The organism is Methanobrevibacter sp. (assembly GCF_017940815.1).
Taxonomy (GTDB): Archaea; Methanobacteriota; Methanobacteria; order Methanobacteriales; family Methanobacteriaceae; genus Methanocatella.
On the sequence record NZ_JAGAXX010000016.1, the window covers coordinates 1 to 11,705 of the forward strand.

The 11,705-nt window shown below is 35.1% G+C and carries 9 protein-coding genes; 8 read left to right on the plus strand and 1 reads right to left on the minus strand.

What is annotated here, in order from left to right:
- Positions 1-273: 273 nt before the first annotated feature.
- Genes mptA through cofG form a run of 3 tightly spaced genes read left to right on the plus strand, consistent with a single transcriptional unit; the run spans position 274 to position 2,760 of the window.
- Positions 274-1,212, plus strand: coding sequence for a GTP cyclohydrolase MptA (gene mptA, locus ILA26_RS02425; protein WP_292893710.1), 939 nt, complete (start codon positions 274-276; stop codon positions 1,210-1,212).
- A 12-nt stretch (positions 1,213-1,224) separates the two neighbouring features.
- Complete coding sequence (locus tag ILA26_RS02430) at positions 1,225-1,665, plus strand: DUF2120 family protein (protein ID WP_292893712.1); 441 nt, start codon at positions 1,225-1,227, stop codon at positions 1,663-1,665.
- 3 nt (positions 1,666-1,668) lie between these two features.
- The gene (cofG, locus tag ILA26_RS02435; protein ID WP_292893714.1) at positions 1,669-2,760 is read left to right on the plus strand and encodes a 7,8-didemethyl-8-hydroxy-5-deazariboflavin synthase subunit CofG; all 1,092 of its coding nucleotides are present in this window, start codon (positions 1,669-1,671) and stop codon (positions 2,758-2,760) included.
- Here cofG and ILA26_RS02440 read toward each other — a convergent pair.
- On the minus strand, positions 2,747-3,475 hold the full coding sequence (locus ILA26_RS02440; protein WP_292893716.1) for a class I SAM-dependent methyltransferase family protein: 729 nt from the start codon (positions 3,473-3,475) through the stop codon (positions 2,747-2,749). The two genes, cofG and ILA26_RS02440, sit on opposite strands and share 14 nt — an antisense overlap.
- 181 nt (positions 3,476-3,656) lie before the next feature.
- Between ILA26_RS02440 and psmB the strand changes: the two genes are divergently transcribed.
- From psmB to ILA26_RS02465, 5 genes are all read left to right on the plus strand, one after another.
- Complete coding sequence (gene psmB, locus ILA26_RS02445) at positions 3,657-4,271, plus strand: archaeal proteasome endopeptidase complex subunit beta (RefSeq protein WP_292893718.1); 615 nt, start codon at positions 3,657-3,659, stop codon at positions 4,269-4,271.
- Between the two features lie 130 nt (positions 4,272-4,401).
- A complete protein-coding gene (locus tag ILA26_RS02450; RefSeq protein ID WP_292893720.1) occupies positions 4,402-6,315 on the plus strand; it encodes a beta-CASP ribonuclease aCPSF1 in 1,914 nt (637 codons plus the stop codon).
- Positions 6,316-6,406: 91 nt separating this feature from the next.
- The gene (purM, locus tag ILA26_RS02455) at positions 6,407-7,426 is read left to right on the plus strand and encodes a phosphoribosylformylglycinamidine cyclo-ligase (RefSeq protein WP_292893722.1); all 1,020 of its coding nucleotides are present in this window, start codon (positions 6,407-6,409) and stop codon (positions 7,424-7,426) included.
- Between the two features lie 15 nt (positions 7,427-7,441).
- On the plus strand, positions 7,442-8,470 hold the full coding sequence (gene comC, locus ILA26_RS02460; RefSeq protein WP_292893724.1) for an L-sulfolactate dehydrogenase: 1,029 nt from the start codon (positions 7,442-7,444) through the stop codon (positions 8,468-8,470).
- 238 nt (positions 8,471-8,708) lie between these two features.
- The gene (locus ILA26_RS02465; protein ID WP_292893726.1) at positions 8,709-11,543 is read left to right on the plus strand and encodes a hypothetical protein; all 2,835 of its coding nucleotides are present in this window, start codon (positions 8,709-8,711) and stop codon (positions 11,541-11,543) included.
- Positions 11,544-11,705 lie beyond the last annotated feature (162 nt).

The window sequence follows — 11,705 nt, forward strand, 5'->3', positions numbered from 1 at the left end:
CAAAAAAGAAAAATAATCCATTAAAATCAAAATAACAGAAAATACACTCGTTTTATGAAAATCCAACATAAAAATAACAATAATCTAATGAAATAATTAAAAAAAGTAAATTACAGAATTATGGAGAATTCCCTTAAAAATAATTATTTTTTATTGATGCTTATATGGATAATATTTTTTTCATGAGTTACATTAATGTTACAATAATCATTTAAGTATATAAATAAAAAGAAACAAAAAGTATTATATTTAATTAAGAACGAGGTTATTAAATTGGCAGTTTGCTTACCCGATACTCAAGACGATGCTCCAAATATACCTATTAAGTTAACAAGAGTGGGTGTAACCGGAGTAAAAAAATTATTACAACTAGAAAGAACAAATAAAAGACCTATAATATTATTACCTACTTTTGATGCTTTTGTAGATTTACCAAGCAATCAAAAAGGCGTACACATGTCTAGGAACCCGGAAGCTATAAGCGAAGTTCTTGAAGATGTAGCTAAAGACTCAACAGTTGATGTTGAATCATTATGCGCTAAAATTGTAGAGAAAATGATGATTAAACACGAATATGCGAAACGTGTTGAAATCTCAATGACCACAGATTTCATGTTCATGAAAGAATCTCCAGTGACCAAAAACAAGACTCAGGAAATGGCTCAATTAAAAGCCAAAGCAGTCGGTTACAGAGATGAGAACGACAACATTGAAATAAGAAAAAGCGTTGGTGCTGAACTAATTGGAATGACCGTTTGTCCATGTGCACAGGAATCTGTAAAAGAATCTGATAAAAATAAATTATTAGAGTTCTTAGATGAAGAAACTACCCAAAAAGTTTTAGATACCGTAACTTTTGCTTCCCACAACCAAAGGGGAATTGGAACATTATTAATTGAAGTTCCTGAAGACAAAAAAGTTAAAGCAGAAGACCTTATTGAGATTATTGAAAGTTCAATGAGTTCACCAGTATGTGAATTACTCAAAAGACCTGATGAAAACGCAACAGTAATGAATGCTCATCAAAAACCAGTGTTTGTTGAAGATTGTGTAAGAAACATGATGGAAAAGATAGTAAACAAATATGCTGATTTCCCTGATGACACATTAATCACTGCACGTCAGGAAAATCAGGAAAGTATTCACAGACACAATGCATTTGCTGAGAAAGTAACAACCTTAGGCGAACTCAAAGAAGAATTAAATATCTAAGGACTTGATTTAATGAAAAAAACTTATGAAATTGCAGGAGAAGTAATGGGCTTTTTCGATGCATTCAAAGGTTCCAGACCTGCAATAAACAATGAAAGCATATTAATTGTTAGAGGAAGATCCAGAAAAGTTTTACCACTTGATGAATTCGATGCAAAACTTACAGAAATAGGCGAAAAACTAAATGGAACAGAAGTAGACGCAAGTTCAGAAAAGATTGGTGAAATCCTCAAATCTGGTGACAAACATATCAAAGCAAGCGCATCCGAAACCGGTGACGTTGATGAACATGGTTTCATAAGAATGCAAGAAGAACTAGAAGCAATGGGACTTGTTGTTGAATACAAAGTCTTTGAACTTCCAAGTTTTGATGTGGTTATTGCAATTTGGGAAGACAAGAATGAAATTCCTCCACTTTATGTCGAAGTAACTGTTTCCGAAAAAGAAGAGTGAACAATGACCTTAAATTTATCTAAAGAAGATATTCTCCAAATATTAAACTCAACTGACAGTGAAATAATAAAATACATGTCTGAAACTGTAAAATATAGGGAGAATAATCTTATTACTTATTCTAAAAATGTTTTTATACCATTGACCGAAATCTGCAGAAACGATTGCGGATACTGTAATTTTAAAAAGAATCCCGACGATCCTGAAGCAATCATCCTTAAAAGCAAGGAAGAGATATTGGAAAGCTTAAAGGAAGCTGAACAATATGGATGTAAGGAAGCGATGTTTGCTTTCGGTGAAGACGCTGACGAAGAAGAAATCGTTAGGATTAAATTGGCAGAATACGGTTATGAAAAGATGATTGATTATGTTGTCGACATTTGTCAAATGACATTGGATGAGACCAGCCTCCTTCCACACACAAATGGTGGAAACTATTCCTATGATGACTTGAAAAGGCTTAAGGAAGTCAACGCATCCATGGGATTGATGCTTGAAAACTCATCATCAAGATTGATGGAACTGCCTGCACACAATAAAAGTCCGGGCAAAAATCCTGAAGTCAGACTAGAAACCATAAGAAATGCGGGAAAACTCAAGATTCCATACACCACAGGAATATTGATTGGAATAGGAGAAACCAAAGAGGAAATAGCCGAATCATTGCTTGCAATTAGAGACCTATACGACGAATATGGTCACATTCAAGAAGTGATTATCCAAAATTTCACACCGATTCCTGGAATTGAAATGGAAGACTGGGCAGAACCTAGCTTTTTGGACATGATAAGAACCGTGATTGCAGGATGTCTAGTATTTGGAGACACTGATGTCAGCATACAGGTTCCACCAAACCTTAACAATGACACCGCACAGATTTTCCTGTTATGCGGTGCGGACGATTGGGGTGGAGTTTCACCAGTCAGTCCTGATTTCGTCAATATAACATCCCCTTGGCCTGGAATTGATGAACTTGAAAAATTAACAGAAGATGCAGGATTCGAATTGATTGAAAGATTGTGCGTTTACGAAAAATTCGTCAATGTGGAATGGCTGAACGACACTCTTTTAGAGCATATATCTAATCTATCCTAGCGTCAATTACAACATGTTCCACACCAGGAGCATATTTTTTTATTTTATTTATTTTTAGCAATTCAACCTCACGACCGTTTGCCTGAGAGATTATCCTTTCTATTGGACGTGTTTCCATTAGCTTTTCGGGAACTGTTTCATGATAGTGGAGAATTCCCCCCTCGTTCAGGCTGTCTATAGCAACCTTCAGATAATGGTGGGTTGTCTTGACATATCCCATGATGATACGGTCCGCCTTATATTTTAGAGTTTCAACCATGCAGTCCCCCAAAACAGGAGTGATGTTGTCGAGCTTGTTCAACTTGATATTTTCACACAAAAAAGCATATGAATTCGGATTGATTTCTATGGATATCACTTCCTTGGCTTTTGCATGAACACCAATAGGTATTGAGAAATAACCTATTCCTGCAAACATGTCAATTACTGTTTCCCCATCCCGAACAAGCTTTGCTATCCTTAACCGTTCATTGTTGTTTCCTTTTGACCACATCACCTTTGCCAAATCCAATTTAAACAGACATCCATTTTCCTTATTTATGGTTTCTGTCTCACTTCCATAAAGAATTTGATAAACCGGCTCCCTTTTTGTTCCCTGAATATGGTTGATTTTCATTATTGTCTTAACATTGTGCTTTTTTGCCAATTCTTCAAAATCCTCATTTTGATACTTATTATCAAGAATTAGAATATCCCCAATTTTTTTATATTTCATTAATCCACCTAAAAGAAAAACTTTATATATGCAAATATCTAATATTAATATTGTTAGTTTATACTAATTATTGATTCTGATTTTAAATAAAATTAATACCCAGTATTAATTATATTTTGTTATATTAACCTATGAGTAGTTGAAATTAGATATTTTAAATACTTATAAGAGGTGTATTTAAATGGATGATAAAATACTAGAAGGTACAACTACCGTTGGAATTACCTGTAAAGACGGAGTTGTATTTGCAAGCGAAAGAAGAGCTAGTATGGGAAACCTTGTAGCTCACAAAGTAGCAGAAAAAATATTTAAAATTGATGATCATATTGTAACAACCATAGCTGGTTCCGTTGGAGATGCTCAAAGCTTAATGAAAGTTATTGAAGCAGAAGTATCATTATATCAAATGAGAAACAATGACACCATCAGTGTTAAAGCAGCTGCATCATTAACTGCAAACATCTTACGTTCCGGACCAATGTATGTTCAGACATTACTCGGTGGAATGGACGGAGACAAACCATCTCTCTACTCACTTGACCCAGCAGGGGGTATGATTGAAGATACTTATATCTCAACTGGATCAGGTTCTATCGTTGCTTACGGTGTTCTTGAAGACAGATTCAGAGATGACTTAACAACTGACGAAGGAATTGAAGTAGCTATAAGAGCTATTAGAGCTGCTGCTGAACGTGACACATACTCCGGGAACGGATATTTAGTCGCTAAAGTAGATGCAAACGGCTTTGAAATGTTAGATAATGAAAAAATTAATGAGATTCTTGAAAAAATATAAGTAAGCTAATTTTTCATAACTAACTATTTTTTTATATAAATAGTGTAGATAGTTTATGAAATTTTACTATTTATAGCTTAAAAGCTTTCATAAACTATATTCCTACACAAACTTTTTTTGAAGGGATTATATGACTTCAGATATTTTAGAAGATATTAAAAAAGAGATTTTAGGTAAACTACCAGATGAAATTCAGGTTTCCAAAGTGGAATTTGAAGGACCAGAAGTAGTAGTGTACACTAAAAATCCAGAAATCATTACTGAAAATGGCGATCTTATAAGATCACTTGCAAAAGAACTTAGAAAAAGAATTATTATTAGATCTGACAAAAGTGCTTTACTTGAACCAGAACCAACTATCAATAAAATTCATGAAATAGTTCCGGACGGAGCTGAAATTACAGATATTTACTTTGACACCGTAACTGGTGAGGTAGTGATTACCGCTAAAAAACCAGGACTCGTTATCGGAAAATATGGTGTTACCTCAAGAAATATCGTTAAAAACACCGGATGGGCACCTAAAATATTAAGAACCCCTCCAATTAGTTCAGATGTCATTGGACAGATAAGAACTATTCAAAAAAATAGTAGTAAAGACAGAAAAAAATTACTACAACGTTTAGGACGTCAAATCCACCAAGGAAGCAAATACCCTAACGATTGGGCCAGAGTAACTTCAATGGGAGGATTCAAGGAAGTAGGACGTTCATCAATGTTACTGCAAACACCTAACAGTCGTGTTTTACTAGATTGTGGTGTTAACGTTGCTGCATCAGACAATAAGAATGCATTCCCATACTTGAATGCGCCTGAATTTTCAATTGAGGAACTGGATGCAGTTATCATATCTCACGCTCACTTAGATCACTGTGGATTTGTACCTTACCTATTCCATTACGGATATGATGGGCCGGTTTACTGTACAACCCCTACAAGGGACTTAACCACCCTTTTACAATTCGATCATTTAGACATTGCCCACAGAGAAGGCAATCCATTGCCGTTTACATCAAAACATGTAAAACAAGCAATCAAGAATACCATAACTCTCGATTATGGTGAAGTTACTGACATTTCACCGGACATCAGATTGACCTTGCACAATGCAGGACACATTTTAGGGTCCGCAATTTCCCACATGCACATAGGAGACGGTGCTCACAACCTGGTTTACACCGGAGACTTCAAGTATGAGCCATCAAGATTACTTGAACCTGCAACCATTCGTTTCCCTCGTGCTGAAACAGTGATTATGGAAAGTACCTACGGTGGAAGGGAAGACGTGCAGCCTTCCAGAAACAATGCTGAAAAAGAAATGATGAAAACCATCTACAAGACACTGAAACGTGGAGGAAAAGTATTGGTTCCAGTATTTGCTGTAGGAAGGGCACAAGAGCTCATGGTAGTTCTTGAAGAGTACATGAGACATGGAATGATTGAAGAAGTACCTATCTACATTGACGGAATGATTTGGGAAGCAACTGCAATCCACACTGCAAGACCTGAATACTTAAGCAAAGACTTAAGGGATCAAATCTTCCACATGGGCAGAAACCCATTTGTCTCAGACATGTTTGAAAAGGTTCAAAACAGGGACCAAAGAAAAGAAATCGTCGAGTCAAAACAACCTGCAATCATCCTATCCACTTCAGGTATGTTAACTGGTGGAAACTCAGTCGAATACTTCAAATGGTTATGTGAAGATGAGAGAAACACAATCATCTTTGTAGGATACCAATCCGAAGGATCAATGGGTAGAAGGGTTCAAAAAGGTTGGAAGGAAATACCTCTTGAAGATGATGACGGAAGAACCAGACAATTCTGCGTCAAAATGGAAGTTAAAACAATTAATGGATTCAGTGGTCACTCCAACAGAAGACAATTGATGGAATATGTCAAAAGACTCAATCCAAGACCTGAAAAAATCATCACTTGTCACGGAGACCCATACAAAGCTGTGGACTTGGCATCATCAATCCACAGAAGTTATAAGATTGAGACCAAAACTCCAATTAATCTAGATTGTGTGAGAATACATTAATTTATAAATACTATATAAAACAAAAATATTACTATATTGATATGTTGTAAACATATTACAACATATATTATTTTTAAAATTAGGTGTAATTATGGTTACTTATTCAGAATCCGGTGTTGACATTGATTTAGAGGCAGTTACTGTTTCTGCTTTAGCCGATAAACTTAAATCAACATTGGAATGTAGAGATATTATCACTGACAGTGGTCATTATGCTGCTTTAGTCAAATTAGGCGACAAAGGAATAGCAATGAGTACTGACGGTGTTGGAAGTAAAATTTTAATTGCTGAAATGATGAACAAATACGATACCGTAGGTATTGATTGTATTGCAATGGTGGTAAACGACATCTTGTGTGTCGGAGCAGAACCAATCGCATTGGTTGACTACCTTGCTGTTGAAAAACCAGACCCTGAAAGAGCAGCTGAAATTGCTGAAGGTCTTGTTGCCGGTGCAATCGAATCCAAAATTGCAATCATTGGAGGAGAAACAGCATCATTACCTGGAATCATCAAGGATTTCGACCTTGCAGGAACAGGTATCGGATTTGTAGATATCGATAAGATCATTACCGGTGAAAACATCCAACCTGGAAACGTTTTAATCGGTATAAACAGTAATGGAATTCATTCTAACGGATACAGTCTAGCTAGAAAAGCATTGTTTGATGATGCAGGATTTACTGTTGACGATAAAATGCCAAACGGTGAAACTACAATCGGTGAAGAGTTAATCAGACCAACTGAATTATATGTTAAACCTATTGTTGCACTTTTTGAAAAAGAATACAATATAAATGGACTTGCCCACATTACAGGTGGAGGATTTACCAATCTCAGACGTTTGAAAAAAGGTGTGGGATATGAGATAAATGACCTTCCGGAAGTCCCAGAAATATTTAAGTTAATTTATGACCAAAACGTTGACATCAAGGAAATGTACAAAGTTTTCAATATGGGTGTCGGTTTTGTAGTTATCTGTGAAGAATCAGAAGCAGATAAAATCATGGAAACTTTAAAAGAGTACTGCGAATGTCAAATTATCGGTAAAGTTACAGACGATGAAAAAATCACTGTTACCGCTTTTGAAGGATCCGTTATTGAATACTAATTGAGGGGTGTGAAAATGAAGATAATGAAAGATAACGAAATGGCTCTTGTAAAGGAAATATTGGCTAAGCTCGGAGCTAGCGAAGAGGACCAGGAATTAGTTGCAGAAGCTACCGTGGATGCGGACTTAAAAGGATTTACCTCCCACGGACTTGGAAGATTCCCACAATATCTAATTAGTATCAAAGCAGGAACAATCAACTTGGAAGAAAACATTACCATTGAAAAGGAAACTCCTGCAATCGCATTAATCAACGGTAACAGCGGATTCGGACAAGCAGTATCCTACAAGGCAATGCAAATTGCAATCAAAAAAGCTAAAGAAGTAGGTATCGCTTGCGTTGGTGTTCACAATACAAACCACTTTGGAGTTACCGGATTTTATTCTGATTTAGCATTAAGAGAAAACTGTATCGGATTAGTTTTAGCAAACACCGATCCTGCAATCGCACCTTTAGGCGGTAAGGAAGCATTAATCGGAACCAACCCTGTTGCATTAGGAATCCCATCCGATTCATACATTACAGTGGACATGGCAACTTCAGTCACCGCACGTGGAAAAATCATCGAATCCAAAAGGAAAGGCCTTGACTTGCCTGACGGTTGGGCATTAGACAAAGACGGAAACCCAACAAATGACCCTGAAGCAGCACTTGAAGGTTCAATCTTACCATTCGGAGGATTTAAAGGATACGCATTAGCATTATTAATTGAAATCCTAACCGGACCTCTAGTAAAAGCAGGCTATGGTCACGGAGTAACCGGTACCGCTTCACCAGATAAGGACTGTACTAAAGGAGACTTATACGTAGTAATTGACCCTTCCAAATTTGGTGACTTCGACGAGTTCAAGGCAGACACTGAAGACTTCATCTCACAGGTCAGAGCTACCGGAGAAACTGTTGCAATTCCAGGAGACCTTGAAGTCAAAAGAATTGCTGAGGCTGAAGAAAACGGTGTTGCAATCGATGAAAAATTATACGAACAATTGAAAGGAATCTGTGACGATTTGGATATTGACATCGATTCATACATTGAAGAATAACTTTATTCTTCACAATTCTTTTTTTACTATTATCGATAATATAAAATTTCATGTCGTGTTCAAATTCAGATAAATTATTATAAAATAAATTTGAATTTAATAACTATAAATCATGAATGAATTTATATATTATGAAAATTAAAACTATTAATGTTACAAAATCTAAGATTTTAGTACTGAAAATCTTAAACTATTTTTCAATTAAATAAGGTTTTCATCAAAAGGAGGATAAAAAGTTATGAAACTTAAAAACTCTTATGTCTTACTGATGGCAATGGCAATATTCCTGTTAGTAAGCATTGGATCTGCATGTGCTAGCGAAGATGTCGCTGCAGATAGTGACATGCAATTGGCAAGTGCAGACGACAGTGTTGCTCTCACTAGCGACATAGAAGAAGTCGACGATAATGTCGTGTCAAGTGGAGATACAGCACAAAAAACTAATACTACAATAACGGCTACTACCGGTGATAAGCAAAAATTCGGATATGACGAAGAGAAAAACATCACAGTAACTGTTAAAGACAACGAATCCAATGTAATTAATGGATTAAGCAAAAATAACTTCAATATTACAGAAGGAAAAACTCAAATAGCATTCTCATATACCAATGCAAATATTACAATATTGGATAAATTAGCTGCTGGAACACATAATTTGACAATCAGCTATTTAGGAAATGAAACCTACAATCCAAGTAAAACAAATTATTTATTAAAAGTATATGGAAATAAAACTTTAGAGGATGTTCCAACTGTTGTAGGTACCAATGGAACAACCGTGAAAATTCCAGCAAGACTCACAGACGGTGTTGAAAATTATAATGATTTAAAAAACTATACCAACATCACGTACGATGACGACAACACACCAGACTGGACATTTGATGGAACAGCTATTACAATCAATAATATTAAGGCAGTTCCTACTAATTTAACAATTAACTACACTGCAAATGGCGCATCAATTATTAAAAAGGTTCAGGTTAAATACCAAACAACATTAACAATTGATCCTACAGTGATTGAAATTAATGAAGGCCAAAATGCGACATTCATAGTGAATGTTACTGGCCCTAATGGAAGACTTAACATCACTAAAGAAAATTTGACCATTACAAAAAGTGTAGCTATCAATAAGTTTAATGCAAGTACCGGAGAAGTTACATTAACCGGTTTGAAAAAAGGCATTTACAATTTAACACTTACATTCAAAGGCAATGCAGTCAACGATACCTCAAAAGCTAATGTTATAATTAATGTACATGGTGCATCTGAAATCAACACCAATGGAACTTCAGTAAACGTCAATTCCACTAAAAAAGGTGAAATTCAAATAATCAATATCACCGATGGAGTAGCTACATTTGACTTCAATAAAAGTAACACTAAAATTAACGTTACTTACAAAGATGGAAATGCAACTAAAACTATTGAAGTTACCAATTGGGATATTGTAAATGGAACTATTAAATTTGAACTTGAAAACGGTAATTTCACAACCGCTAACTTAACTATTACTTACAATGAAACTACCACTAAAAATGTTACATTGAACAGAATTTACAATGCATTGATTATTGCTAAAACTATTGAAAACGAATATAAAGATGGTAATTTCACATTCCAATTAGTTGATGTTGATGATAATAATGCACCTCTTGCAGGTAAATCCATATCATTATACACAACAGGTAATATTAGAGCAGGATTCAGTGCAACAACTGATAAAAATGGTATTGCATCATTTAAAAATGCTAACTTATATGAATTCGACCAAAGCAGTACCACTTTAGCAATGCCCGAGTTAAAAGTTGGTGACCATGCAGTTGAAATCCAAGCAAGTGGAAATGTTAATGTTACTAATAATAAGGATAAAAAACTTAAAACTAACTTAACAGTTACCAAAGCAAACCTCAACATTAAAATCGATCCATTTGAGGAAGAGTTCGGTACCACTAAAAAAGTTAAAATCACTGTAACCAACGCTAAAAGTGGAGCACCGGCTACTGGTGTTATCTTACACTTGTACATGCCTCAAACTTCTGGTAAAGACTACTACTTCCAGACCAATGCTAACGGTACCAGTGAAATTGCAGTTAGCGGATTAGTCAGCGGAACTTACGACGTAACCATAAGCAACAACGACACTACAAACATGAATAAAAAAGAAGTTAAAGGCACTATTACCATTCTTCCAAAACCTGTTGTAATCAACGCTAAAGATGTAACCGTTTACTATAACACTGGAACCACTGCAACAATCAAGATTACCGATAAAGCAACAGGTAAAGCAGTGGCTGGAGCTATCATTTTAGTTCAAATAGACAAAAATGTTAATAAAACATATCTTTTCCAAGCAAACAGTAAAGGAGAAGTGTCTTTCTCAGCATCTCTACCAGTTGGAAAACATTCAATGGCTGTAAGTACTGCAGATACTAGATACAAAGGAACCACAGTTACAAAAACTATTACAGTTAAAAAGGCTAGTGCAAAAATCACTGCTAAAAAAGTAACTACATACTACAAAGGTGGAAAATACTTTACTATAAAGTTAACTAACACCAAAAACGGAAAACCTATCTATGATGCAAAACTTAACATTAAAATCTATGTTTCCAAAAACAAATACTACAACTACAACGGAACTACCGGCGCTAACGGTCAGTTAAAATTATTAATCGACTTGAAACCTGGAAAATATAAAGTTGAAGTTGCAGGTGCAGATGCAAAAGACTTTACCGCTAAACAGGTAACTTCAAAAATCGTTGTTAAAAAAGCACCAGCTAAATTAACTCCTAAAAAACTAACTGCTAAAAAAGGTGCTAAAAAGTACTTCAAAGTAACAGTTACCAACAAGAAAACCAAAAAGGCAATTTCCGGAGTTAAAGTTAAAATGAAAGTTTACACAGGTAAAAAAGCAAAATCCTACACTGCTAAAACAAACGCAAAAGGTATTGCTAAAATCCTTACCAACAAACTTAAAGCTGGAAAACACAAGGTAGTTGTTACATCTGCTAACAAGTATGTGAAAGCTAAAAAAGCAAAATCAACTATTAAAATCAAAAAATAAGAGAATCATATTCTCTTAAACTTTTTCTTTTTTGAGGACGACTCAAAATTAATTATTTTTTTAAAAATTTTTTTTTGAATTTATTATTATTTTTAGGTATTTTGTTTGTTTTCATGGTGTATGAGCTCATTTTGTATTGTTTCATTGTATATTCGTTTTAAA